Raw genomic sequence first — 26,654 nt, 5'->3', positions numbered from 1 at the left:
GAGGACAGAAAGGAAGCAAAGAGCATGTATCAGGCTATCTTATTTGATCTGGATGGAACATTGACGGAGTCAGGAGAAGGAATTACAAAATGCGTGCAGTACGCATTGGAAAAGTTCGGCATTTTTGAACCAGACTTGAAAAAATTAGAAGTATTTGTGGGACCTCCATTGAAAGATATGATGATGAGTTATGGGGGCTTGGACGAGCAGCAGGCAGAACAGGCAGTCTGCTACTATCGGGAGAGATATCACGAGAAGGGGATGTTTGAGAACCGTCCCTATCCGCATATCGAGGAGATGCTCGCGAGACTTCGGGAAGAGGGATACCGTCTGGCTGTGGCTTCTTCAAAGCCAACGTATTATGTGAACCAAATTTTGGAATATTTTGGATTGGCCCAGTACTTTGAGGTGGTAGTGGGTAGCGAGATGGATGGAAGTAGAGTGCGCAAGGCAGAAGTGATTGAAGAAGCTCTGCGCCGTCTAGGGCTTGAAAATCACAGAGACAAGGCAGTCATGGTGGGAGATAAGGAGCATGATATCTTTGGGGCCAGGCAGCAGGGGCTAGACTGTGTGGCAGTGGCCTATGGATATGGAAGCAGAGGGGAGCTGGAGAATGCATCACCTCTTGCCATTGTGGGGACTGTGGAGGAGCTGGAAAATTTTTTCGGCTGACCCCTCTGCACAAGCAGGGAAGACTGCGCAAAGTGTGGAGGGTAGGTTATCCTTTGCTAGTCCACTATCTGCTGCTGTATGCCGGGGTGAATCTGTTGTATTTGTTGATTTGTGGCATAAAAGGACAGCAGGAGGATTTTTATGACTGGTCCGTCATGATTAACGGCCTCACTTCTTTGTTGCTGATACTTCCAGTGGCTCTTTGGCTGTATCAGAGAGACTGGCGTTTTCGACCATCTTGGATGAGACCACAAGGACTCAGAGGAAGAGATGGCATCTGGTGTTTTTTGTGGGGAGGAGCCATGGCGATTGTGCTGAATGTCGCTTTTTCCCTGCTGCAGATTTTTCAGAGATTTCCTTCCTATGGGGAACAGACGCAGAAGATGACAGAGAACACGAGTATCTTGTGGATGATTCTGTGGACGGCAGTCACCGCTCCTTTGGTGGAGGAACTGATCTGCCGGGGGCTGATTTACCGCAGATTGAGAGATTATACGGGAATTTGGCCTTCTGTGGTGATCTCCGGCCTCATGTTTGGGCTCTACCATGGAAATGTGGTGCAGGCGATCTATGCTTCTATTTTAGGATGCCTTATGGCAATTTTAGTGGAAATCAGCGGCTCTCTTTGGGCAAGCATTCTGTTTCACATGGGGGCCAACCTGATATCGGTACTGTTTTCGGAATATGCGGTAACGCTGCTGCAATGGCATGATGGGATTATCCTGACAGCGGCGATGGGATTGCTGTTTCTGGTTTTCTGGGGAGGCATTTTTTATTTTCGAAAGGAATGGAAAAAAAGAGTACGAAAAACGGCATATTGACAATGCCGTTTTTTTGTACTATACTAATACCATACCCTGGTGGGGTGTAAAGAAATCACAGAAAGGGTGAGTGCATGCAGGCAGATAAAAAGAAAATATCCAGATTGCTGAAGATCGCCAGAGGGCAGATGGATGGAATTCTTCAAATGGTGGAAGAGGACCGATATTGTATAGAAATATCACAGCAACTGATGGCTACAGAAGCAATACTGAATAAAGTGAATAAAGAGATTTTGACGGCACATTTAAAAAATTGCGTGTCTCATGCAGAATCTCAGGCGGAAAAAGAAGAGAAAATAGATGAACTGGTGGACATGTTAGGCAGAATTTTAAAATAAAGGTGGTGCGGAATGAAAGAAAAATTTGACGTGACCGGAATGACTTGTTCAGCTTGCTCTTCCAGGGTGGAGAAGTGTGTATCCAAGTTGGAAGGAATTGAGAATGTAAGCGTAAACTTATTGACCAACAGTATGCAGGTTGAATATAATGATACAGTTTTAAGTGAAAGTCAGATTATTGACGCGGTGGTAAAAGCTGGGTATGGGGCCAGCCCTAAGCAGGAACATGTGCAGACTGTTGCGGCGGGAAAGGCGAAAGTGATGGAAAATCCCATGGAGAAACAGATACAGAATATGAAATTTCGTCTGATCGTATCTTTTGTATTTCTGGTTCCGCTGATGTATGTATCCATGGGACATATGGTGGGACTTCCGTTGCCAGGATTTTTGACAGGGATAGAAAATGCGGTCAGCTTTGCTTTTACTCAATTATTGCTTTGTCTTCCGATTATCTATGTAAATCGTAAATATTATATCAAAGGATTCCAGACTTTAGCGCATTTGGCTCCTAATATGGACAGCCTGATTGCCATAGGGTCCACGGCATCTTTGGTATATGGGATTTTCGCGATTTACCGGATGAGTTATGGGCTTGGAAGCGGCAATATGGAAGTAGTGCATCTTTATTATCATGACTTATATTTTGAGTCGGCAGCTATGATTCTGGCTTTGATTACGGTGGGAAAATATTTGGAAACCCGTTCAAAGGGGAAAACCAGCGAGGCGATTACCAAGCTGATGGATTTGGCTCCGAAGACTGCGGTAGTAGAAAGAGACGGAAGAGAGCAGGAGATTCCTGTGGAACAGGTGGTGGCCGGGGATGTGGTGATCGTAAGGCCGGGACAGAATGTCCCTGTGGACGGCTTTATATTGGAAGGAAGTACCAGTATCGACGAGGCAGCGATCACCGGTGAGAGTATTCCTGTGCATAAACAGGAAGGAGATACGGTCATAGCAGCCACGATGAACAAGACAGGATTTGTGAAATTCAAGGCTACCCGGGTGGGAGATGACACGACTTTTTCTCAGATTATTCGCCTGGTGGAGGAGGCAAGCTCCAGCAAAGCGCCTATCGCTAAGATTGCGGATAAAATTGCAGGTGTTTTCGTTCCAGTAGTGATGGTAATTGCTCTTGTGACAGCGGTAGTATGGCTGTTAAGTGGTTCCACCTTTGAGTTTGCTTTATCCTGTGCGATCAGTGTTCTTGTGATTTCGTGTCCCTGCGCGCTGGGACTGGCTACACCGGTTGCGATTATGGTGGGAACTGGAAAAGGGGCGGAGCAGGGAATTTTGATTAAGTCTGGAGAAGCCTTGGAGACTGCACACAACCTGCAAAGCGTGGTCTTGGATAAGACAGGGACCATTACCCAGGGCAGACCGGTGGTCACAGACATTCACACGGAAGGATGGACGAAAAAAGAATTCCTGGCTTTGGCAGCCGGAATGGAAGTAAAAAGTGAACATCCTCTGGCAGAAGCGATCTTGGACTATGCCAAGAAAGAGGGAATCTCCCCTGTACAGGTGGACAACTTTAATTCTATTCCAGGCAAGGGTTTGGAGGTATCGGTCAACGGTAGGCGTTATTATGCGGGTAACGAAAGGCTGATGAGAGAAAAAGAAATTTCTTTGGACAACTGTCTGAAACTTTTAGAAGTCATGGCAGATGAGGGAAAAACACCGTTGATTTTTGCAGAGGAGACACAGGTTTTAGGTGTGATCGCCGTAGCAGATGTGGTAAAGCCTACCAGCAAAGAAGCGATCAAAGAGCTGAAGGACCTGGGAATTGAAGTGGTGATGCTTACAGGAGATAACCGCAGGACTGCGGAGGCTATCCGTAGGCAGCTGGATATTGATACGGTGATTGCCGAGGTTTTGCCTCAGGATAAGGAGCGCAAAATCAGCGAGCTGCAAGAGGCAGGCAAGGTAGTGGCCATGATTGGAGACGGTGTCAATGACGCACCTGCCCTCGCGAGAGCGGATGTGGGGATGGCCATTGGAGCTGGGACGGATGTGGCGATTGAGAGTGCGGACGTGGTTTTGATGAAAAATGACTTGAAAGATGCAGTCACGGCGATTCGTCTCAGCAAGGCAGTGATTCGCAACATCAAACAAAACCTGTTTTGGGCATTTTTCTATAACACTTTGGGGATCCCAATCGCAGCAGGGATTTTTTATCCCCTGCTGGGGCTGAAGCTGAATCCGATGATCGGAGCAGCAGCTATGAGTATGAGCAGTATTTTCGTAGTGTCCAATGCGCTGAGGCTGAAGTGGTTTCAGCCGCTGGGAAAGAGCGGACAAGAAACGCAGGAAACGGTTTCCGCTGCGACTATGGATGATACGCCAGGTGGCGGTCAGATAAATCAAGGGAATCAAGAAAAGGAGGACGAACCTATGATAACAATGAAAATTGAAGGAATGATGTGCCAGCACTGCCAAGCACATGTATCTAAGGCATTAAATGACTTGGAAGGTGTAAAAGCAGAAGTGAGCCTGGAAGATCAGGCTGCATATGTTACGGCAGACCAAAGCGTGGATAAGGAAGCCTTAAGAAAGGCTGTTGTGGATGCAGGCTATGAGGTTGTCAGCATCGAGGAAAAATAAAGAAGGAAGAGTAAGCGGATGGGGATTTTTTCCTTTATCCGACATGGTACTGCGGCCAGCCCGGCGGGAAATTGAGCATTTCCTTGCCGGGTTTTTTATGTTCTAGAGAAGATCTTGTCATGCTAATGCGAGAAAGCTTTTCCTTAGAACAAGGACGCTCCGCTAAGGATGTACACGACGTAATAAAGTAGTTCACCGCATAGCGATATGGCGGCGGCACGCAAAATGGGACGTACCACTCAAAGATTGAGGGGAAGGGGGAGCTGAATGAGTTTATCTATTTTGTTCGTATCTCTTGCGTGTAGGGAACGACTTGGCAGATTGAAATTGTAAAATGTAAACAAAAATTGATGTAAATAATGAGTAGTAAATATTAATTGACAAAATGGAATTTCGTTTATATAATAGTAATAGAATATCAATGGCACAAAAGTTGAACTTGGAAGGATGTTTATAGAACGGTATTAATAGGGTGTGTGCCGTGCTAAGTAATGAAAAGGTTGAGTTTCGAATAGGAAAGGAGAAGGGTTTATGACGAAACATAACAAGAAACTGGCTGAGATTCTGGAAGAAAAAGGTCTCGGCTTGAATCAAAAATATGGCGGAAGCAGTAATTCTGACGAAGTCACTGAGCGTGAGCAGTTGCCGTATGAGCCCACAAGTCGTGCGAAGAAATTGATGGATTTATACTATCAAACATTGGCTTCTACATCCACGGAGTGGACTTATTGGTATACCAGAAAATATGATGAGATGGAAGGCGAGATTCAGATCGTCCGCCGTGCGCATGCGTTGGCCAATGCGTTCAAACATGTGACGACCAGTATCTACCCGGGAGAGATTCTGGTGGGAGGAAAAGCCAATTATATGAGAGGCTCCTATCCAATGCCATGGCTGAATCAATCGTTTTTTGCAGCACAGAAAGACCAGTTCAGCGATAAGGCAAAGGGAAATGCGCAGAGGGAGGCAGACAAACAGGCAGTCTTGGGTGAGGGCGGAGGAAACGTCACCAAAGATATGCCGGGGATTATCTCTCTGGCAGGTAAGTTCGGTGTGCGTGTAGAGGAAGTAGCTGGATTAAACAGAATTACCGATTACTGGGAAGGAAAGACCGTGTTTGATCTGGGTGAGAAGTACAGTGCTCGTGTGCCGGAGTTTAAGACAAAGAACGATATCGGACGTACCTTAACAGCGCGTCCGGATTCTGCCTATACAATTCCAGTAGGTCGTGAGGTTGTGAATTATTATTATCCTTTGGCTTGGGGCTGGGATAAGATTGTGGATTACTGTGAGCAGCGTGCAGATGAAGTCGCAGGGCATGCAGGTGGAGATGGCTTAAGGGGCATGGATCGTCTGTATTATTATGAATCTGTGATTATTCTAGTGAAGGGTATCCAGACTTGGATTGAGAACTACGCGAAAGAGGCCCGTCGTTTAATGAACATCACTCCAGATGAAAAGCAAAGGGCAGAGTTTGAGGCGATTGCTGAGCGTTGTCAGTGGATTGCTCACAAGCAGCCGAGAACCTTTGTGGAGGCTGCGCAGTTGACATACCTGACACACATTGCGCTTGTAAATGAGGAAGTGGCCTCCGGAGTATCTCCGGGAAGATTAGGGCAGGTGCTGTATCCGTGGTATGAGCAGGATATCGCAGCAGGGCGCACCAATGATAAGGAGGTTCTGGAGCTTCTGGAGTGTATGCGTGTGAAATTCACCTGCATGGATTTGTTCGTGAGTGGAAGCTCTACCAGTGTGCTCTCAGGAAATACCTTTAACAACCTGACGGTAGGAGGTCTGACAAGAGATGGGAAACCGGCATGTAACCGCCTAGAGTGGCTGATTCTCCATGCGGCTGAGACTTTGCAGTCTCCTCAACCTACGTTGTCTATTCTGTGGGATGAGAAACTTCCGGAAGATTTCGTGCTGAAAGCAGCGGAGGTTGTCAAGACAGGTACCGGATATCCAGCTTGGATGAATAACCAGGTAGGAATCAAGTTCCTGATGAAACAGTACGGACCAGAAGGAATGACGGAAGAAGAGGCACGTGCGATTGCGATCGGAGGATGTCTTGAGACTTCTCCTTGCTGCTGGAAAGAGCTCACCTTGAATGGAAAGAAATACGAGATTCCTGGGGGAGCCGGCAACTCTACTTCCATTGGTGTTCACTTTATTTCGAATCCGAAGATTCTAAGTCTTGTTTTGGACAACGGCTACGATTATAAATACGACTTGCAGTTGTTCCCTCCGCACAACAAGAAGTTGGATACCTATGAAGAGCTTTGGGAGACTTTCTGCGAGTACTATAAGTATTGTATCAACACTTTGCTGCGTTGCTGTAATATTCAGCATGATATACATAGGAAAATCAATATTCCGCTTCTGCAAAGTACATTGAAGCCAGACTGTCTGGTGACAGGATATGAACATGCAAATATGGGGTACCGCTACAATGCGACCTATAATATTGAGACTTCTGGTACCATTAATATGGTTAACTCTCTGGCAGCTCTGAAGAAGCTGGTGTATGAGGAAAAGAAGTATACTTTGGATGAGATGAAAGATGCTCTGCGTCACAACTTTGGTTTCTATACCCCGGCGGAGTCAAACAATTACTCCATGGGAGAGCAGATTAAAAAAGACAATATGGAACAGTACGATGAGATTCATTCCGATTGTCTGTTGGCACCGAAATATGGAAATGACGAGGGATACTGTGAGGCGATTTTGAAGCAGTACGAAGAATGGTTGTGTCCAACTTGCCGAAGCTTCGAGTCTACCTTTGGGCTTCCTATGTATGCGTGTCAGATTTCGGTATCCACACAGGGACTGCTAGGACAGGGATGCTCGGCCACAGCAGATGGACGTCTGGAAGGAACTACGTTTGCTGACGCGTCTATGTCTGCATATCCAGGGACAGATAAAGGTGGTCCATACGCTCTGTTTAACTCTGCGACTGTATGGGATCACAGTGAGTCTCAGAATTCTCAGATGAATCTGAAGCTTCATCCGACTGCGGTTAAAGGTGAGGCTGGGACGAAGAGACTGGAGGATTTGGCAGTGGCTTATATGAAGAAAGGTGGTTTCCATATTCAGTTTAATGTGGTAGACAGCAATCTGTTAAAGAAGGCACAGGCAAATCCTGAGAATTACAGAGATCTGATGGTTCGTGTGGCGGGCTTTACACAGTACTGGGTGGAGATTGGAAAACCGATCCAGGATGAGGTTGTCGCCCGGACAGAGTATGAGGGGGTATAAGATATGGCAAACAAACATAATAATTGTGCAAATTTTGAATATTTTGATGTGGCAAAGGGATATTGTATCAAACATGGCGGATTGGTTCCTTTTGACGGTGAGGCTTGCGAGTGTTTTGCACAGAGAGCGAAATGTAAAAACTGTGCGCACTTTCTGAACCCGGATGCAGATGGAATTGGTACCTGCAATGGTCTGGAAGACCACGCCTATTGGGCTCTGGCAGAGAGAGATGCTGTCAACTGTGAAGGATATCAAAAAGCGTAATGGAAGACAAGTAAAGGAGGAAGAGGAGGCTGTGTGGACAGTCTCCTCTTTGTTACAGGAGAGGGTGAAAAGTATGGAGGAGTGTAAAGGGTTAGTATTTGACATTCAGGGGTTTTCTGTGCATGATGGCCCTGGTTGCCGTACACAAGTATTTTTATCGGGATGTCCTCTGCATTGTGAATGGTGTGCGAATCCGGAGGGAATGAAGAGAAAACAGCAGCTGCTGTTCAGCAGACAAAAATGTAGATATGAGAAGAGTCACTGTAGAAGGTGTCTGACAGCTTGCAAAAGAGGGGGAGTCAAAGAGACGAATCATCCGGAGAGTCCCCTAGAGTTTGACCGCTCCGTCTGTGAGAACTGTGATACCTTTGATTGCGCAAATGCATGCGCCTACGAAGCAGCCAGAATATCTGGAAAATACAGGAGTGTGGGAGAAATCATGAGAATTCTGCGCAGAGACCGGGAATACTGGGATGAAAAGGGAGGACCTGGTTTTTCAGGCGGCGAACCGATGGTTCAAAAAGAGTTTTTGTATGAGGTGCTTTTAAAATGTAAGGAAGAAGGGATGAACACTTCTATTGAGACTACGGCCAGTGTGGATACGGAGACTTTTTTGAAAATTATGGAGCTCATAGATTTTGCGTTTATCGATGTGAAGCATATGGATTCTCAGAAACACAGGGAGAAGACAGGAATTGGGAATGAGAGAATTTTGTCCAATATAGAAGCGCTGGTAAGGAATTCGTGGAAAGGCCGTCTGGTTCTGAGAATGCCTGTAATCGAAGGATACAATGATACACTAGAAAATGCCGAGGCTACGATTGCCTTTATGAAGCGGCTGGGCTTGTTCGAGATCAATCTCCTCCCCTTTCATCGGCTGGGGACATCGAAATGGGAACAGTTAGGGATGGAATATCCCTATGCAGAGTATTCGCCTACAGAAGACGAGGTGATGGAAAGACTTCAGGATTTTTATCTAGATCACCGTATTGCTTGTTATGTCGGAGATGATGTGTTATATTAATAGTCAAACAGTGCTGAGCGAAAGAGAGAGGATAAGACATTGAACCAGAACATGACATTAGCAGAGCGGGTGGAGCAGACGAAACTGACCCGTACTGAGGAAAAGATTGTAGAGATGGTGATGAATGACATCAGCAAAGCGGCGTTTTTTAACGGAGCCCAATTGGCAGCGTTTTGCGGGGTTTCTGCTTCATTGGTGACACGCCTGATTCAAAAATTGGGATATCAAAGTTTTAATGAGTTCAAATTGGAGTTGCAGGAGATTTATCGTCAGGAGGTGACTCCGTACGATATTTTTCAGAAGTATCTCTCAGAGGAAGGCAGTAAGAACAGCTCCATCCATGCGTTTATTGCCCAGGATATCGAGAACCTGGCAGCCATTGAGCAGAATAATTCAGCCGAGACGATTGATGCGGTTGCAAATGCTGTACACAAAGCCAAGAAGGTCTATATACTGGCGATGTTTGCGTCTGAGAGTCCGGCGAGAACTTTGGCTCACTATCTGGACCGCTTGAATATTCCATATCAATGTGTGTTTGATTTGGGATTGTCCAAAAAGATTGAATACATTCGACCAAAACCGGAGGATGTAGTGATTGCATTTAGTTTTCAAGGCATATTGAAGGAGATTTATGAGGCTTGTGAGTATATACATCAGGGAAAAACTCCGATCATCAGTATCACAGACACGAAGGCCAATCGACTGACCAGGCTTAGTGATTATTCTCTCACTGTGTCTGTCAGTGGCTCTGTGTTTGACTATTCCCATGTGGCGACAATGGCCATGGTTACGATCTTAGCGAACCGTCTTGCGGATACCTTTGAACCAGAATACCTGTTTTCCAGGTTTGCGCAGATACGCAATGAGTGGAAGGAAAAGGGACTGTTTTTAAATTTGCCGAAAAATTAGAAAAAATTTATGGAAATAGGAATAAGAGATGGGGAGAAGGTAATACTATAATTGTTCATTGAACCCCCTTCGATGAACAATTACGAAAGAAAAGTAGAATACTTATCCTCCCCTTGAGTAGGGAAGCCCCGCAGTCGGACAGGCTGCGGGGCTTCTTTCATATGGTAGGGATGTAAAAAGATCCCTTTTTTATACGTATAAATCCTCTTTTGCAGGAGCGGGATCTTCGTATGTGTGGGCAGTCTCTTCACCGCGGAGAATACGAAGGGCTCCAAGAGAGAGGGATTCCAGCTCGTTTTCGCCAGGCATCACATGAACCGGGGCGATAAACTTCACATGTTCTTCAATCATGCCTGTGAGCATTTTGGAATTGGCAATGCCACCGGTGAGAATAATCTCATCAATCTTTCCGTCCATGGTGGTTGCCATTTCACCGATTCCTTTGGCAATTTGATAGGCCTCTGCGTCGTAGGCGAGTTTTGCCTCCTCATCACCGTCGGCAATCCTTTTCTCAATTTCACGGCAGTCAAAGGTTCCCAGGAGGGCTTTTAATCCACCCATACCTCTTAATTTTTTCTTCAGTTCAGCCTTGCTGTACTGTCCGCTGTAGCACATATCTACAATGTACAGAATCGGCACGGAACCGGAACGTTCCGGTGAGAATGGGCCTCCATCGTCGGTGATAACGTCGATGATACGTCCCTGTTTATGTGCGCTGACAGAGATTCCGCCGCCCAGATGAGCGATTACGAAATTCATATCTTGATAGGTTTTGCCTTTCTCCGATGCTGCCTTGCGGGCCATAGCCTTTGTATTCAGCACATGGCAGAAACTTTCCCTTTTCAGGCCGGCGATGCCTGTGATCTTAGCCACGGGAAGCATCTCATCAGAACCGACTGCGTCATAGATAAAAGCAGGAATATGTAAGGGGTCAGCCACGGCAGCAGCCAGAAGGGCTCCCAGGTTAGATGCGTGGGCAATGATTGGTCCCTGGATAATGCGGCGTTTCATAGCTTCATTTACATAGTAGCCTCCGGCTTTCAGCGGAGAAAGCTGTCCGCCCCGTCCGACCACAGCAGAGAGTTTTTCCAGGGCAAAATTCTGTTTCTTCAATTCATTTAAAACGATCTCTTTGCGCATGAAAAATTGGTCTTTCTGAGAATGGCATTTGGCCAACTCTTCCGAGGTATGATCCAAAGAGCTGTGGAACAGTTCTTTTTCATTTTCATAGACAGCAATTTTAGTAGAGGTGGAACCTGGATTGATTGCCAGGATATAATAGGGCTGTGACATAGGTAATCTCCTTTCCATTCCGTGTACTTATTCTATATCTCTATTTTAACATATCTTGACAAGAAATCAATAAAAATATATAAAAATTGTACAATTTAAAGCATTAAAGCAAAGAAAAAATTGTTAAAAACATACAAAAACATGCTAAACCACAGGTTTTAACTGTGGTTTAGCACTACTTTTTTGTCGTTATTCTGAATGTCAGGTATTGTAATGGTACCCTGCCAAAAAGATACCTCTCTTTCCATTCGGTCACGCCGACATTGTATCACAGTCACGGACTCCTCACAGCAAGCCTACGCCTCCTCCGACACTGGATCATCCCAGTGAGGATCTTTGACAAAGAAGCCGATCACGCAGCCGACGATAGCCGGTACAATCCAACCCAATCCCAGCGTACCAAGCGGAACCGCCGCGACCATCTCCGGCGTGAGCACGAAGACTTCCAGGATACTGTAGGCCAGCGCCGCATATGCGCCAAAGCCGGCCACGTGCTTGTTCTTGAGCATATCGTCGAAGACCGTCATGACAACTAGGACAATCATCGGCGGGTACAGCACGCTCAGGATCGGTGCGGAGACGTTGATGATGTTGGTCAGGCCGATATTGGAAACTATGTAGCTGAACCCTACAATCACGATCACGATATACTCCTGCTTTACCTTCCCCTTGAACAACTTGGTGAAGTGATCAGCTCCGGCTCCAGTCAGCGCGATCGCCGTAGTCAGACAGGCCATTAGCACGGTGATGGACAACAGAGTCTGCCCCACAGTGCCCAACAGGGTTTTCGTGATTAAAATCAGAAGAGGAGCTTGCTCCAGGCCAGAGTATTCCGCCGCTCCGGATGTGGTCGCGCCCAAGAGCGTCAGGCCGCCGTACACCAGTCCCAGGAGAATGGCGCCCAAAATGCTGGAATGTCGAAGCAGCTTGGTGGTCTCTTTCTTATCCGTATAGCCGTAGGCCGCAGCCGCACAGACCAGGGCGAACGTAGGAATAAAGCCTCCTAAGCCGTCCATCGTCTGATATCCTTGCAAAAGCCCTTCCTTTAACGGTACAAGGCCTTCTACCGGATCTCCCATGGAGCTGATCGGGTTTACAATACCCACAACGATAAGGACTATCATCACGACCAGCAAAATCGGTGTCAAAAAGTTTCCTACAATATCCACGATCTTGGCCGGACGTATGGTCAGAACCAGTACGATCGCGAAGAAGATTGCTCCGAAAATCCACGTGTTTATCTCGCCGAACAGTGGAAGTATGCCAATTTCATACGTGGTGGCAGCACATCTTGGAATCGCCAGGCCAGGCCCAATACAGATCATGATCAAACTGACCATCACGATGCCGGGGATCCGACCTATCTTCTCCACGATGCCCGACACATTGCCGCGCCTGTTTCCGATCGCCATTAAAGCACTCAATAGAGCAAGCCCCACATCCATGACGAAGAATCCGATGAACCCAATCAGCCATTGGTTCCCGGCCATATTGCCCAGATAAGGGGGAAAGATCAGGTTCCCCGCGCCAAACCAGGCGGCAAACATGGTGAAGCCCATGGCAATGATATGTCTTGTTTTTTTATTTTTCATAATGTCACCTCACTCCTTCCTTGCTGTGATGGTATGCAGAACTAAAGCCTTGATTGTTTTCTGCTTTCCCCATATTTGAATCTCCTTTCCCTTCACCTCTTTCCACACCTGCGTGCAGAAAAAATAATGTTTGTAACTTAAGGTTGTGGAACTTAAGTTACAGATACGTTTTGTGTTTCGTGCACGATCTATATATGTATTCTATGCTATTTTATGCAAATTTGTCAATAAAATTCAGGAAATTTAATGATTTTTGTACTTAATAACAAAAATTAGAGTGCTATTATAGTAATTGTGCTGAATCGAAAAAGTTGTGATAAATAACAATGCACGATGGACACATTGTGTGATAAAATGAAATCACTCTTAGGTGGATAAATATGAAGGCAGGTGTAACTATGAGAAAAATCAAGAAAAATACGATGAAAAATCAGGCTTATGAAATTATTCGTAAGAAGATTTTGAATCAGTCTTATATACCGGGAGAGAAAATCAGCATTGCAAGTTTGACAGAAGAATTACAGATCAGCAATACACCGATTCGGGAAGCATTGAGTATGTTAGAAGAGCATGGACTGGTTGAAATTACTCCTAATTCGGGATTTAAGATGAAACAGTTCACACAGGAGTCCTTCAATGAGTTGACGGACGCGTTTGTGGGACTACTTCTTGGCGGATATCGTATGTGCATTATGAAAAAGAAGATTCCTCAATTGTTGGAGGCTATGGAAGAGCAGTTGAATAAACAAAGAGTGATTACCAGTGCGTACTCAGACTTTGACATTGTAGATGAGGCATTTTCTTTTGATAGATGTTTTGTTACCGTTTTGCAGAATGAACGGATGAATCAGCTGTGCAACAGCATTTTTGATCTGCTTTTTCTGGCAGGTACCTATGAGCAAAGTCATAATAAGGTAGCTTATATTGCAAATATCCAGGAGCATGAAGAGATTTTTCAGGCGGTGAGGGAAAGGAATCATGAGAAAGTAGAATTGCTTCTTTATAAGCATTTTGCAAAAAGATTGGATTTTTCGTGAAATTACGATTTTCAGAGGAAGTAAGAGTTGAAAAAATGTGGACTTTCAGCTATACTATATCTGGTAATTTTTAATGAATGAGAAGTTGAGGAAGTCGAAGAGGATTAGCCCACTTTATTCTTTACTAGGAAAATCCGTTGGATTTCTTAGTAAAGAAAAGCTTTCCGGGCAGAATGTACACGCCGCGATAAGGTATTCACCGAAAAGCAGTGATGCGGCGGCGCGTAAAGTAGGACGCACCCCTCAAGGATTGAGAGGAAAGGAGAGCTGAAGTGGGCTTGCCTACTTTATTCCAAAAGAGAAAAATTAAAGGATGGTATAGAAGAATATGAGTACATTATTAGAACAATGGAGAGATATGGCCTATGACCAGAAAGCGGACAGAGGAAAGCTTCAGAGATTCTGGGCGGTGTATTTTAATACTGAGAAGGAAATTTATGAGAAGCTTCTCACAAATCCAGATGAGGTAGTGGCTGGGACAGTCAAGGAGCTGGCAGATAAATTCCAGGTGGACTTGATGACTATGGTAGGCTTTCTGGATGGAATCAATGACAGCCTGAAAGAAGCCAATCCCATTGAGACTATGGAAGAAGATACAGTAGTCAACCTTGCGTTTGACAAGGAGAAGCTTTACAAGAATATGGTGGATGCGAAAGCAGATTGGTTGTATGAACTGCCCCAGTGGAATAAGATTTTTGATGAGGACAAGAGGAAAGAGCTGTACCGTGAGCAAAAGAGGTCTGGAACGATTGTAAAAGGACACAAAGTGGGAAGAAATGATCCATGTCCGTGTGGAAGCGGCAAGAAATATAAGTTTTGCTGTGGAAGGAAATAATGAGAAAAGTACCAGAGAATTTGGATTATCTGATTGTGCTAGGAGCGCATGTCAATGGGACGAGATTGTCGAGGGCTCTGCGATTCCGGGTTGAAAAAGCGGAGGAATATCTCCGGGAGAATCCTAGGACTCTCGCAGTATTGTCCGGAGGTCGGGGCGTCGATGAAAAGATCAGTGAGGCTAAGGCTATGGCTGATTATTTGCTTGCTCATGGGATTGAGAGAGAGCGATTGCTTCTAGAAGAGCGCTCTGTCAGCACGGCGGAGAACCTGCGTTTTTCTCTGGAGCTTCTTCCTGACAGGAAACAAAAAATTGGAATTGTCACAAATAATTTCCATATTTTTCGAAGCGTTGCAATCGGCAGAAAGTTAGGCTGTGAGAAGATCTGGGGGCTTGCGGCTCCGTATCCGTCTTGGAAATTGCTTTGGTACAGTTTCAGGGAAGTTCTTGCGATTGTTAAGGATAAGATTGTGGGAAATTGGTAGTTGACAAAGAGAGTTCAAGTGTTATAATTGGTACAAAATAAAGGAAATGCGTGGAAGAGACGAGTAGGATAGACAGAGATTACAGAGAGGGATATATTTGGTGGAAGTGTCCTAATGGAAGTCTTTCTGAAGACCAGCTCTGAGTGGCCCTAATCCGGCCCGGTGATTCCGTTATCATCAGAAAGTGGTTAGAGCCTGGGCAGTTTTCTGCCTGTCTGACAATAAGGGTGGAACCGCGGGAATATGAGAGCCCGTCCCTTGCGTTTATGCAAGGGGCGGGTTTTTGTGTTGCAGGAAAGAATTGTCACATTAATGCATGAAATTTTTTCTTGTAACACAAATATTCCGTACGATCAGACATTGGCGGCATTTCTAACAAAAGAACAATGTCAGATAGATCTGACAAAAATAAAGAAAAGAAAGGAAAGATGATTATGATTATCACATTAAAAGATGGTTCTGTAAAAGAATATTCTGACAACAAAACAATCTATGAAATCGCCTATGATATCAGTGAAGGACTGGCCAGAGCTGCCTGTGCAGGTGAGGTGGACGGGCAGATCAAGGACTTGAGAACTGTTTTGAACAAGGATTGCACCTTAAATATACTGACTGCCAATGATGAGAAAGGTTTGGCAGCCCTGAGACACACAGCTTCCCATGTACTGGCGGAGGCGGTAAAGAGGCTGTATCCCCACGCCAAAGTGGCCATCGGACCGTCCATTGATACGGGATTTTATTATGACTTTGAGTGCGAGCCATTTTCCCAGGAGGACTTGGATAAAATTGAACAGGAAATGAAGAAGATTGTCAAAGAAGGGGCCAAAATCGAGCGGTATACAATGCCTAGAGAAGAGGCGATCGCCTATTTTAAAGAGAAAGAAGAGCCCTACAAGGTGGAATTGATCGAGGATCTTCCAGAGGATGCTGAGATTTCATTCTACTCCCAGGGAGGCTTCACAGATTTGTGTGCAGGCCCGCATCTGATGAGCACCAAAGGAGTCAAGGCATTTAAACTGCTTTCCTCTTCAGGAGCTTATTGGAGAGGCGATGAGAAGAGACAGATGCTGACCAGAGTCTATGGAACTGCTTTTGGCAAAAAGGATGAATTAAAAGCTTATTTAGAGCAGTTAGAGGAGGCAAAAAAGCGTGACCACAACAAGCTCGGAAGAGAGATGGAGCTGTTTACTACGGTAGATGTGATTGGTCAGGGGTTGCCTTTGCTGATGCCAAAAGGAGTCATTATTTTAAAGGAATTACAGCGTTGGATTGAGGATTTAGAGGATAATGAGTGGGGATATATCCGTACGAAGACTCCATTGATGGCAAAGAGTGACTTGTATAAGATTTCTGGACATTGGGACCATTACAAAGATGGAATGTTTGTACTTGGGGATGAGGAGAAAGATAAAGAGGTCTATGCTCTGCGGCCTATGACCTGCCCATTCCAGTACTATGTGTACAAGGCCAGCCAGCACAGCTACCGAGAGCTGCCTTTGCGTTACAGCGAGACTTCTACTTTGTTTCGAAATGAGGACTCCGGGGAAATGCATGGACTTACCCGTGTACGTCAGTTTACAATCACGGAGGCGCACTTGATCACGCGTCCAGATCAGATCGACGAGGAGTTTAAAAAGTGTGTGCAGCTTGCGAAGTTCGTGCTTACGACTCTGGGACTGCAAGACGATGTGACCTATCGTTTGTCCAAATGGGACCCGAATAATACGGAAAAATATATCGGAGATGCTCAATACTGGGAGACCTCTCAAAATAAGATGAGAGAACTTTTAAATGAGCTAGAGCTGGACTTTGTGGAGGCTGACGGTGAGGCAGCATTCTATGGTCCAAAGCTGGATATTCAGGCTAAGAATGTATATGGAAAAGAAGACACCATGATTACGATTCAGCTGGATTTTGCACTGGCAGAACAGTTCCATATGTACTATATTGATGAGAACGGAGAGAAGAAGATGCCGTTTATCATCCATCGGACCAGTATGGGCTGCTATGAGAGAACTCTGGCATGGCTGATTGAAAAATACGCGGGACTATTCCCGACTTGGCTGTGCCCGGAACAGGTACGTGTACTGCCGATCTCTGAAAAGTATCTGGACTATGCGAACCAGGTAAACGCACAGCTGAAGGCAAACGGCATTCGTAGCAGTGTGGATGATCGTTCAGAAAAGATCGGATATAAAATTCGTGAGAGCCGTCTGCAAAAAGTACCTTATATGTTAGTCGTCGGAGCCAAAGAAGAGCAGGAAGAAAAAGTATCTGTGCGCAGCCGTTATCTAGGCGATGAGGGAATGAAAGATCTGAAGAGCTTCATTGATCATATCTGTGAGGAGATTCGCACAAAAGAAATCCGTAAGATTGAAGTTGAGAACTAGAAGAGAAAGGATGAAAAAATGTTGCAATCACTGACAGAGCCGCTAAAACTGCGTAGGACTGTGCTAGGGGAAGGTATCCCTAAAATCTGTGTTCCGCTGACGCAAAACAATACGGAGAGCCTGTTGAGAGAAGTCGGTGAAGTTGTAAAAAGGCAGCCGGACTTGATTGAGTGGAGGGCCGATTTCTTTGAAGAGCTCATGGAATTTGGAGAGGTGGAGAAATGTCTATCTGTGCTCCGCGACAAATTGGGACAAATTCCGCTGATTTTCACTATTCGCACATCAGCAGAGGGCGGAAAAAGGGATATTTTGACGGAAGATTATGTAAACATTCTGAAAAGTGTGTCAAAATTAGGTATGGCAGACTTAATAGACGTGGAATTATTTCTCGATGAGAAGAGAATGAAAGAACTGATAAATTCGATTCACAGCCATGATTGTAAAGTCATTGCTTCCAATCATGATTTTCATTCTACTCCCAGCAAAGAAGAGCTAGTCCGAAGAATGAGAGCTATGGATGGAGCAAATGCAGATGTATTAAAGTTGGCTGTGATGCCTGAGAATTTTGACCATGTATGTAGTTTACTGAAAGCTACTAGGGAGATGGTACAAGAGTATACCAGCCGTCCGGTGGTGACGATCTCCATGTCAGAGAAGGGAAGAGTGAGCCGATATTCGGGAGAAGTCTTCGGCTCCTGTATGACTTTTGCAGCGGTCACAGGTGAGTCGGCTCCTGGTCAGGAAGCAATTGAAGATGTGCGCCGCGCACTGAAGTTTTATCATGAAAATTTTGCATGAGTCTTTGATGTTCTGCTGACGAAAAAGAATGTTTATAAAGTGACATAAGATAGAAAAATAAAGTCGGTACGTGTCGAAAATTTTTTGCTCTCGGCACTGTAGTTTTGACAAATTTAGAACCCCCTATCACCTATAATGTACTCACTTACCAAAGTGAGAGACATACAGGTCGTAGGGGGTTTTTTGTGTATTATGAAATATATTTGGATGCGGTTTTTGTTACGAATCTCGTCATGGACTACATTTTGCTGCGCCTGACTTGCAGATTGCTGGATTGGAAAATCAGTCCTCTGCGAAGCCTTTTAGGGGCAGCTGTGGGAGCTCTTGGAGCCTGTGTGTTTTTAATGTTGCCCATGGATGGCTATTTACCAGGTACCATTTTGTTTCAGGGGTTGTTGGCTCTGGGAATGGTGCGAATAGGATGTGGAGCAAAAACAGGAAGTATGCTTATGCGGGCATTGATAGCGCTGTATCTTACAGCGTTTTTATGTGGAGGTTTTTGGGAAGTTATGTCTACTGACAGGGGTATCGGCCTGAAGACTTTTTTGATTTTTGCCCTGGTGACTTATCTGGTCTTCACTTGCATTTCCATAGGATATGAGTATTTTCAGATACGAATTAGGAATGTCTATCCGGTGACTCTTGAGGAGGGAGGGCGCAAGATTTCTCTCTATGGACTCTATGACACAGGGAATCAGTTAGAGGATTCTCTGAACAGAAAACCAGTCAGTGTGATAGATAGATGTACTTTGGAGCAGCTGTTGGAAACGGAACTGACAGAACTGCTGGAGTGCGTGCAGAGAACATCAGGGGAGCGAGAGAGTACAAAACTGCCGAGACTTCGCCCGCATTTTTTACCTTACTGCGGAATTAGCGGAAAGGGAATCTTATTGGCAGTGACTGTGGAGAATTTATTCATACATACGCCCAGGGAGATAATTCATATTTCAAATCCGGTGATTGCCGTGTCGACGGAAGAATTTGCTTTGGGGAAAAAGTATCAGATGATCATAAATTCTAAGTTGATAAAAAATTAGATTAGGAGGGGTCACATCTATGAATACAAGGTTAGCAGCAAATTACTATCCGGTTTCCATTTTCTCCAGGTTTTCCAGCATGGTATGGCCGAGAACCAGAGAAGTTTATTATATTGGCGGTGCTGACGTGCTGCCTGCACCGCTGGATGCGCAGCAGGAAGAAAAAGTGATACAGAAGCTGGGCACAGAACAGGAAAAAGAGGCGAAGGCTCTGCTGATTGAACATAATTTGCGTCTCGTGGTGTATATTGCGAAAAAGTTTGATAACACCGGGGTCGGTGTGGAGGATTTGATTTCTATCGGAACTATTGGCTTAATCAAAGCGATCAACACGTTTAATCCTGTGAAAAAGATTAAACTGGCGACCTATGCCTCGCGGTGTATAGAAAATGAGATTTTGATGTATCTGAGAAGGAACAGCAAGACGAAGATGGAGGTGTCTATAGATGAACCTCTGAATGTGGATTGGGATGGGAATGAGCTTTTGCTCTCGGATATTTTAGGTACAGATGAGGATGTGATCTCTAGAGGAATCGAGGACGAAGTGGAGAGAGATCTGCTGGGAAACGCGATCAGCAAGCTAAGCCCGAGGGAGCAGACCATTGTCACGTTGAGATTTGGACTTCATTCTGTGGACGGGAAAGAAAAGACTCAGAAGGAAGTCGCTGATTTGCTGGGAATTTCCCAGTCTTATATTTCCAGATTGGAAAAAAGAATTATGAAGAGACTAAAAAAAGAGATTGTAAAATATGAGTGAGACAGTTTGCAGACGGCCGCTAAGCGGCCGTTAAAATTTTCATGCCCCTGTATTTTTTCAGGGGAACATGGTATGATGAAAATAGAACAGATTACCCGACCTTATGAGAGAGAACAGGAGAACGAAAGATGCGGTATCGGCTAAAAGAGAAGTTAATTCCCGTGCAGTCGGAGGATAAATTGCGGGAAGATGAACTTTTGGTAGAACTTTTGAGTGTGGAGGAGTATCGGAGAGCGCGCAAGGAAAAAGCGGCAGATTACCGTTTGCTGCAGAGCCTTGAAGTTTTGCAGTATTGTAAGGTGGATATGCTGAAAGACTGCATGATAGGAACTTTTGTGATTCCTTCCAAGCAGGACTTGTTGGGCAGTACGGAGGGCTTTGGCTTTTATCTGGATAAGTATAGAATTACTTTTGTGGGGGATGAGGAGTATGTTTTAAAGATTCTTTGTTATCTGGAGCAGAATCAAGTGTGGGAGTCTGCCGGAATACACCACTTTTTGTTTACATTCATCGAATATTTGATTCATGATGAGATTCGTTTTTTGCAAAAGTATGAAGAGAGACTCACGGATTTAGAAGAATGTCTGACCCAGGGAAAAGGACGGGATTCGGATATTTCCAGAAAGATTCTGCATGTACGCAGAGAACTTCTTCGCCTAAATTCTTATTATAATCAATTGATGGATATGAGCGATACGATGATTGAGAACTATAATCGGTTGTTGGACGAGGAAGACCGGGTTTTGTTTCAATTGCTGTCGGGGAGGCTTTCGCGTCTGTCTTCTCATGTCAAAAATCTCAGGGACTATGCGCTTCAAATACGTGAGATGTACCAGACACAAAATGAAGTGCATCAAAATGAAGTGATGCAGCTACTTACTGTGGTGACTGCTATTTTTATGCCGCTGACTTTGATTACAGGCTGGTATGGAATGAACTTTATTCATATGCCGGAGTTGGCTTGGAAATATGCGTATCCGGTTACCGCTCTGGTGGGAGTGGTATTGGTGATACTGGAAATTTTATATTTCTGGAAGAAAAAATGGTTTTAGAGATTAGAATTCAAGGAGATACGGATGAAAAATTATCAAATCACGGAGTGGTGTCATCACTTTTGGAGAGAGCAGATTCGACCGGGAGATCTCTGTATTGATGCTACCATGGGAAATGGAAAAGACACGCAGGTACTGTGTGAGCTGACGGGGAAAGGTGGCAAAGTGTTAGCTTTCGATATTCAGGAGTGTGCGCTTCAGGCGACGAGAGAGCGTCTGAGGCGGGCGGGTGTCCCGGAGAACTATGAGCTATACTGCAGATCTCATGTTCACATGGATGAGTATGCGAAAGAGGGAAGTGTAAGCTGCATTGTGTTCAATCTGGGCTATCTGCCAGGGGGAGATCACAGTAAGGCGACGAGAGCCGAGAGCAGTATAGAGGCGATTGAGCAGGGATTGAGACTGCTGAAGAAAGGTGGGTTGATGAGTCTTTGCATTTACAGTGGAGGAGACAGCGGGTATGAAGAGAAGGATGGTGTGCTGGCGTATCTGAGAACTTTGGATAGCCAAAGGTATCTGGTGATATGCTCAGAGTACTATAATCGTCCAAATCATCCGCCAATTCCAGTATTGATTGTACGATTGTGAGAGAAAGAGGTGAAAGAATATGCTGGAGAATTGGGCTGTGCCGCAAAAACCGGAGCGGGAGGAGATAAAACTTCGGTTGAGAACAGCAAAAGAGAGACTTTCTAAACAGCAGATGTGTCTGAAAGAACATGGACTTCCGGTACTGGTGCTGATGGAAGGCTGGGGTGCTGCAGGAAAAGGAAGCCTGATCGGTAAAATTATAAAGAATATAGATCCGCGCTTTTTCAAGGTGGCTACGATGGAAAATATAGGAGATCAGGAGGACAGGTATCCATTTTTACACCGTTATTTTGTGCAGATACCGGAAGCAGGAAAATTTACTTTTCTGGATTCGGGATGGATGAATGAAATCTGCATGGGAAGAGCGAGAAAAGAGTTGGATTCCAAAGAGTATGCCAAGAAAGTGGAGAGTGTCCAAAGGTTTGAGCGCCAGCTGGTGGATAATGGATATTTGGTGATAAAATTTTTCTGTCACATCAGCCGTGAAGAACAAAAAAAGAGAATGGATAAACTCAGTGAAAAAAAGGATACCAGGTGGCGTGTCAGCGAAGAGGATGTCTGGCAGAATAAACATTATAAGAGGTGTCTGAAGATCTTTGACAATTATCTAAGAGATGCGGATTCCCCTGTGTCTCCATGGTATCTTGTCGATGCGTCTTGCGAAAAGTGGGCACAGTTACAGATATTAGAGGCGCTGTGTCGTGGAATTGAGATCGCGATGGAAAATCGAAAACGTGCCGTTTTGATACCTCAGAATGTCTTTTCCTTGAAAAAGATGCCTCAGTTAAGCGAGGTTGGATTGGGGAAAAAAGTATTAAGCGAGAGCGATTACCGCAGACAGCTAAAGCCGCTTCAAGATCGTCTGAGAGCTCTTCATAACCGACTGTACCGCAAGCAGGTTCCTGTGGTGATCTGCTATGAGGGGTGGGATGCGGCAGGAAAGGGTGGAAATATCAAGAGGATTACAGAGGCTTTAGACCCTAGAGGGTTTGAGGTACATCCGATTGCCAGCCCGGAACCCCATGAAAAAGCGCGGCACTATCTGTGGCGCTTTTGGACTAGATTACCCAAGACAGGGCATATCGCGATTTTTGACCGTACCTGGTATGGAAGAGTGATGGTAGAGCGTCTGGAAGGGTTTTGCAGTGAGAACGACTGGCAGAGAGCCTACAATGAAATCAATGAATTTGAGAGAGAGCTTTTCGACTGGGGAGCAGTGATCCTGAAATTCTGGGTGCAGATTGACAAAGAGACGCAACTGGAGCGGTTTCAGGCTCGACAGAATACTCCAGAGAAACGGTGGAAGATTACGGAGGAAGACTGGAGAAACCGGGAAAAATGGGATGCGTACGAGAATGCAGTAAATGAGATGCTGGAAAAGACCAGTACGCAGTATGCGCCATGGTATATCCTGGAATCTGTGGATAAAAAGTATGCGAGAATTCAGGCACTTAAGATTGTCATTGAGGAATTGGAGAGAGTGCTAGAGTAAAAAGTCAAGGGCTTATATTTTTTATATTTTTCTGAGAATCGTATATTTCTATTTTATTGTGAGAATCATTTTATTAGGAAGACGAGATAGGAGGATTCTTGCGATGGCATTGAATAAAGTAGAGATATGCGGAGTGAATACGGCGAAGCTGCCCATTTTAAGCAATGAAGAGAAAGAGGAACTATTTCGAAGAATTAAACAGGGAGATCAGCAGGCAAGAGAGGAGTACATCAAGGGAAACTTAAGGCTGGTCCTGAGCGTGATTAAAAGATTTTCCAATAGCAATGAAAATGCGGATGACCTTTTTCAGATTGGCTGTATCGGCCTGATTAAAGCGATTGACAATTTTGATACTACCTTGGATGTGAAATTTTCCACCTATGCAGTCCCTATGATTATTGGAGAGATTCGCCGGTATTTAAGGGATAACAATTCCATACGTGTCAGCCGATCTTTGAGGGATATTGCCTATAAGGCCATTTATGCCAAGGAGCGGATCGTCAAAGAAGAGCTGAAAGAACCGACAATTGAAGAGATTTCCAAGGAAATCGGAATTGAAAAAGAAATGATTGTCTACGCCTTGGATGCAATTCAAAATCCAGTTAGTCTGTTTGAACCGGTGTACACAGAAGGGGGAGATGCTCTGTATGTGATGGACCAGATCAGTGACAAGAAGAACAAAGAGGAGCACTGGGTGGAAGAGCTCTCCTTGAGAGAAGCGATGGACCGTCTGGGAGAAAGGGAGAAACATATCATTGATTTGAGATTTTATGAAGGCAAGACGCAAATGGAAGTGGCACGAGAAATTGGAATTTCTCAGGCTCAGGTGAGTAGATTGGAAAAAAATGCCTTGAAGACTATGAGGACTTATCTGCGCAGTTAAAGTAATGTTTGCAGCTTTTTTTCCCTCTAAAGATGTGTTATGATAAATGCGATGGGGTATTAGAAATATCTGTAAATATCAGAGACATCAGGAGGAAAAAATGGGGATTTTAAAAAACTTATTCGGCGTTTCAAAAGAGAAGCCGGAGTATGAGAGAAAACCAGAGATCAGCGCGGAAAATCCTGACTTTGCCACCAGATCTGTCTTGGCGGATCTGCAAAAACAATTGGGGAAAGAACCAAGGGATTGTAACAGTGAGGATTTTGCGGGAATCAAAGAGATATGGGTAGCTGGTATTTGGGAGGGAGAACTTCAGAGACTGTTTTTGGAAGAACTAAAATTATTTCCGAATTTAGAGAAGATTCGTTTTACCGATGTCTCTTTTCATCCCAGAGATATGTATCATTTACGGCAAAACAAGAACAAAAAGGTTCATACACTGATTTTTGAGAGATGCTATTTTGAGGATGCACTCAGGCTGAATGACATCTATGAGCGATTTGAGGTTGTAGACTGCAAATATAAAAAGGATGGACGGTTCTGGGGAAATTATCCGAATCTGAGAGAGCTGGCGTTTAGAGGGACTACTGGGGAGAATCTGGACGGCCGTTTTCTGGCTAAGCTGGTCAATCTTACGTATTTGGAAATCAGCGGTATTGGAATGAAAGACTGCGGCTGTCTGGAACAACTGAAGTCATTGGAGAGGCTTAAGGTTTATGACTCCAACGTCACCTGCGAGGAAATTTTAAACTGCGAAGCCTTAAAGCAGGTGGCCGCGTGGGAACCATTATACCGGGAATTAGTCTGTGAGAAGGAGAGAGGGACGACCAAGCTGGAACTCAGTTTGGCGGAAAGTCCGTTCGAAATATAGATACAAACGGCAGATATAAAATCTGCCGTTTTTGTTATGTTCCAGGAAATACTTTGTTACGCTAATGCGTGAAAACTGTTTCCTAGAACATAGATGCTCCGTGATGCACACAAACTGCTTTAAACAGCAGCTTGGCGCGAGTATGTCTCGGGATTTTTGTACAAAATGTATAAAAACACCTCGTGGGATATTGGGAGGGATGAACTGTAACGTCGATTTATATATCTGAAAAATATGAGGGATACAGTTGCTTTTTGTCCGAAATATGATATAATAGCCCATGAAATGAATAATATGCAAAATAGGATTTCATGCGTCAAGTGTTCAGTGGATGGGGAGTTGCCGCCGAAACGAAAAGTACGTCTTACGATATGAGGTCCGCACCCGTTGCGACAATATAAGATAAGATTTCATCTCATATTGTGTAGGGATATTTTTCGACATATGTTCTATCACAATGGAGATTTTTTTTTGCTAAATTTACAGTATTATTGCAACAGCATCGCTAGAAAGCAAAAGTGCTCACAGATTTTATAACCATAGAGCAGTCTCCAAAAAATTATCTGTCAAGTGAGTTTCAGGAAACAAAGGAAGAAAAGGAGGTCGTTTTTTTGGTTGACAAACAGAAGGTAGAACAGGCAGTCCGCCTGTACCTGGAAGGAATTGGAGAAGATGTAAACCGTGAGGGTCTGCTGGACACCCCATCCCGCATTGCCCGCATGTGTGAGGAAATATACGGAGGTCTGGACCAGGACCCGGGAGTCTACCTGGAAAAACAGTTTACAGTAGACAGCAATGAAATGGTGATCGAGAAGGATATTACTTTTTACTCCACCTGTGAGCATCATTTGCTGCCGTTTTTTGGAAAGGCGCACATCGCCTACATTCCGAATGAGAAAGTGACAGGCTTAAGCAAACTGGCGAGAGCTGTGGAGGTATACGCTAGAAGACCACAGATACAGGAAAAGATGACCGTGCAGATTGCGGATGCGCTGGAGAAATACCTGAATCCAAAGGGTGTGATGGTTATGCTGGAAGCAGAACACACCTGTATGACTATGAGAGGAATCAAAAAGCCAGGGACGAAGACTGTGACCAGTGTCACCAGGGGAGAATTCAAAGGAAACTATGAATTGCAGAAGATGTTTTTGCAGATGGTAAAAGACTAATGGATTGCCTTCAGAAAATTTGGGAACATCCGTTGTACCAGGAGCACTATAGAAAGCTTCAAAAGCTGGAGAGAGAGAGGGAGCTTTGTTGTCACACCTTAGAGCACTTTTTGGATGTGGCGAGGCTGACGTATATCTATGCCTTGGAGGAAGGGCTTTCTGTATCCAGAAAGGTGATCTACGCGGCAGGGTTGCTTCACGATATTGGGAAGGACCTTCAGTATACTGATGGAATTCCTCATGAGGAGAGCAGTGCGCAAATTGCAGCGCGTATTTTGCCGGACTGTGAGGTTTCTCGAGAAGAGCAGGAGATCATAGTAGATTTGATACTTACACACCGCAAGAAAAAAAAGGCGTGCAAGGCGAGGTTGAATGAGTTGTTTTATAAGGCAGACAAAGGTTCTAGGAACTGCCTAATCTGTCCGGCAAGCTCGCAGTGCAGTTGGTCGGATGAAAAAAAGAATTTAAAGATACATTATTAGGGGGCGCAG

General features: G+C 44.8%; 24 protein-coding genes and 1 riboswitch. Of the genes, 22 read left to right on the top strand and 2 right to left on the bottom strand.

Annotated elements, in window-relative coordinates; all coding sequences use genetic code 11:
- The first annotated feature begins 24 nt into the window (after nucleotides 1-24).
- The 8 genes from BLHYD_RS12005 to BLHYD_RS11970 all read left to right on the top strand — a co-directional run bounded on the left by BLHYD_RS12005 (nucleotide 25) and on the right by BLHYD_RS11970 (nucleotide 9,884).
- Nucleotides 25-672: an HAD family hydrolase gene (locus tag BLHYD_RS12005; RefSeq protein ID WP_005950828.1), complete on the top strand. Its 648-nt coding sequence runs from the start codon at nucleotides 25-27 to the stop codon at nucleotides 670-672.
- 32 nt (nucleotides 673-704) lie between these two features.
- A complete protein-coding gene (locus BLHYD_RS12000) occupies nucleotides 705-1,493 on the top strand; it encodes a CPBP family intramembrane glutamic endopeptidase (RefSeq protein WP_005950829.1) in 789 nt (262 codons plus the stop codon).
- 74 nt (nucleotides 1,494-1,567) lie between these two features.
- Nucleotides 1,568-1,831 (top strand): metal-sensing transcriptional repressor, encoded by a 264-nt coding sequence (locus BLHYD_RS11995; RefSeq protein ID WP_005950830.1) that lies wholly within the window; start codon nucleotides 1,568-1,570, stop codon nucleotides 1,829-1,831.
- A gap of 12 nt (nucleotides 1,832-1,843) precedes the next feature.
- The gene (locus tag BLHYD_RS11990; RefSeq protein ID WP_005950832.1) at nucleotides 1,844-4,432 is read left to right on the top strand and encodes a heavy metal translocating P-type ATPase; all 2,589 of its coding nucleotides are present in this window, start codon (nucleotides 1,844-1,846) and stop codon (nucleotides 4,430-4,432) included.
- Nucleotides 4,433-4,963: 531 nt separating this feature from the next.
- Nucleotides 4,964-7,687, top strand: coding sequence for a 4-hydroxyphenylacetate decarboxylase large subunit (hpdB, locus tag BLHYD_RS11985; protein WP_021845592.1), 2,724 nt, complete (start codon nucleotides 4,964-4,966; stop codon nucleotides 7,685-7,687).
- Between the two features lie 3 nt (nucleotides 7,688-7,690).
- A complete protein-coding gene (gene hpdC, locus BLHYD_RS11980; RefSeq protein WP_005950849.1) occupies nucleotides 7,691-7,951 on the top strand; it encodes a 4-hydroxyphenylacetate decarboxylase small subunit in 261 nt (86 codons plus the stop codon).
- Nucleotides 7,952-8,024: 73 nt separating this feature from the next.
- A complete protein-coding gene (gene hpdA, locus BLHYD_RS11975; protein WP_040350848.1) occupies nucleotides 8,025-8,975 on the top strand; it encodes a 4-hydroxyphenylacetate decarboxylase activase in 951 nt (316 codons plus the stop codon).
- Nucleotides 8,976-9,014: 39 nt separating this feature from the next.
- The gene (locus tag BLHYD_RS11970; protein WP_021845594.1) at nucleotides 9,015-9,884 is read left to right on the top strand and encodes a MurR/RpiR family transcriptional regulator; all 870 of its coding nucleotides are present in this window, start codon (nucleotides 9,015-9,017) and stop codon (nucleotides 9,882-9,884) included.
- A 189-nt stretch (nucleotides 9,885-10,073) separates the two neighbouring features.
- On the opposite strand, the gene buk is transcribed toward BLHYD_RS11970, so the two are convergent.
- Both buk and brnQ read right to left on the bottom strand, forming a co-directional pair.
- Nucleotides 10,074-11,177, bottom strand: coding sequence for a butyrate kinase (gene buk / locus BLHYD_RS11965; RefSeq protein WP_021845595.1), 1,104 nt, complete (start codon nucleotides 11,175-11,177; stop codon nucleotides 10,074-10,076).
- Between the two features lie 296 nt (nucleotides 11,178-11,473).
- Entirely contained in the window at nucleotides 11,474-12,769 is a 1,296-nt protein-coding gene (gene brnQ / locus BLHYD_RS11960) for a branched-chain amino acid transport system II carrier protein (protein ID WP_005950853.1), read from the bottom strand.
- A 380-nt stretch (nucleotides 12,770-13,149) separates the two neighbouring features.
- On the opposite strand from brnQ, the gene BLHYD_RS11955 reads away from it, so the two are divergent.
- The 14 genes from BLHYD_RS11955 (at nucleotide 13,150) to BLHYD_RS11890 (ending at nucleotide 26,645) form a co-directional block, all read left to right on the top strand.
- Nucleotides 13,150-13,806, top strand: a complete 657-nt coding sequence (locus BLHYD_RS11955; protein WP_005950854.1) for a GntR family transcriptional regulator — start codon at nucleotides 13,150-13,152, stop codon at nucleotides 13,804-13,806.
- Nucleotides 13,807-14,134: 328 nt separating this feature from the next.
- Nucleotides 14,135-14,641: an SEC-C metal-binding domain-containing protein gene (locus tag BLHYD_RS11950; RefSeq protein ID WP_005950856.1), complete on the top strand. Its 507-nt coding sequence runs from the start codon at nucleotides 14,135-14,137 to the stop codon at nucleotides 14,639-14,641.
- Nucleotides 14,641-15,126, top strand: coding sequence for a YdcF family protein (locus BLHYD_RS11945; RefSeq protein WP_005950857.1), 486 nt, complete (start codon nucleotides 14,641-14,643; stop codon nucleotides 15,124-15,126). Before BLHYD_RS11950 ends, BLHYD_RS11945 begins: the two co-directional genes overlap by 1 nt.
- A 434-nt stretch (nucleotides 15,127-15,560) precedes the next feature.
- Nucleotides 15,561-17,516 (top strand): threonine--tRNA ligase, encoded by a 1,956-nt coding sequence (gene thrS, locus BLHYD_RS11940; RefSeq protein ID WP_021844867.1) that lies wholly within the window; start codon nucleotides 15,561-15,563, stop codon nucleotides 17,514-17,516.
- A gap of 18 nt (nucleotides 17,517-17,534) precedes the next feature.
- Complete coding sequence (gene aroD, locus BLHYD_RS11935; RefSeq protein WP_005950860.1) at nucleotides 17,535-18,314, top strand: type I 3-dehydroquinate dehydratase; 780 nt, start codon at nucleotides 17,535-17,537, stop codon at nucleotides 18,312-18,314.
- Nucleotides 18,315-18,499: 185 nt separating this feature from the next.
- Entirely contained in the window at nucleotides 18,500-19,351 is an 852-nt protein-coding gene (locus BLHYD_RS11930) for a sigma-E processing peptidase SpoIIGA (protein ID WP_005950861.1), read from the top strand.
- 79 nt (nucleotides 19,352-19,430) lie between these two features.
- Nucleotides 19,431-20,108, top strand: a complete 678-nt coding sequence (gene sigE, locus BLHYD_RS11925) for an RNA polymerase sporulation sigma factor SigE (RefSeq protein WP_005950862.1) — start codon at nucleotides 19,431-19,433, stop codon at nucleotides 20,106-20,108.
- Nucleotides 20,109-20,236: 128 nt separating this feature from the next.
- Nucleotides 20,237-21,160 carry a magnesium transporter CorA family protein gene (locus BLHYD_RS11920; RefSeq protein ID WP_005950866.1) on the top strand — a complete coding sequence of 308 codons (924 nt, stop codon included), beginning with the start codon at nucleotides 20,237-20,239 and terminating at the stop codon, nucleotides 21,158-21,160.
- Nucleotides 21,161-21,184: 24 nt separating this feature from the next.
- Complete coding sequence (gene mnmM, locus BLHYD_RS11915) at nucleotides 21,185-21,748, top strand: tRNA 5-(aminomethyl)-2-thiouridylate-methyltransferase MnmM (protein WP_005950867.1); 564 nt, start codon at nucleotides 21,185-21,187, stop codon at nucleotides 21,746-21,748.
- A gap of 19 nt (nucleotides 21,749-21,767) precedes the next feature.
- Entirely contained in the window at nucleotides 21,768-23,240 is a 1,473-nt protein-coding gene (pap, locus tag BLHYD_RS11910) for a polyphosphate:AMP phosphotransferase (RefSeq protein WP_005950868.1), read from the top strand.
- A gap of 103 nt (nucleotides 23,241-23,343) precedes the next feature.
- Nucleotides 23,344-24,123 carry an RNA polymerase sporulation sigma factor SigG gene (gene sigG / locus BLHYD_RS11905; protein ID WP_005950869.1) on the top strand — a complete coding sequence of 260 codons (780 nt, stop codon included), beginning with the start codon at nucleotides 23,344-23,346 and terminating at the stop codon, nucleotides 24,121-24,123.
- 100 nt (nucleotides 24,124-24,223) lie between these two features.
- Nucleotides 24,224-24,994 carry a hypothetical protein gene (locus BLHYD_RS11900; protein WP_040350771.1) on the top strand — a complete coding sequence of 257 codons (771 nt, stop codon included), beginning with the start codon at nucleotides 24,224-24,226 and terminating at the stop codon, nucleotides 24,992-24,994.
- A 295-nt stretch (nucleotides 24,995-25,289) separates the two neighbouring features.
- Nucleotides 25,290-25,386: riboswitch (THF riboswitch) on the top strand.
- A 219-nt stretch (nucleotides 25,387-25,605) separates the two neighbouring features.
- A complete protein-coding gene (folE, locus tag BLHYD_RS11895; protein ID WP_021844862.1) occupies nucleotides 25,606-26,163 on the top strand; it encodes a GTP cyclohydrolase I FolE in 558 nt (185 codons plus the stop codon).
- The gene (locus BLHYD_RS11890; protein WP_005950872.1) at nucleotides 26,163-26,645 is read left to right on the top strand and encodes an HD domain-containing protein; all 483 of its coding nucleotides are present in this window, start codon (nucleotides 26,163-26,165) and stop codon (nucleotides 26,643-26,645) included. The genes folE and BLHYD_RS11890 overlap by 1 nt, the downstream gene beginning before the upstream one ends.
- The last annotated feature ends 9 nt before the right edge of the window (nucleotides 26,646-26,654 follow it).

It is taken from the genome of Blautia hydrogenotrophica DSM 10507 (genome assembly GCF_034356035.1).
In the GTDB taxonomy this organism is placed as follows: Bacteria; Bacillota; Clostridia; order Lachnospirales; family Lachnospiraceae; genus Blautia_A; species Blautia_A hydrogenotrophica.
This window is presented reverse-complemented; position numbering and strand designations above follow the sequence as displayed.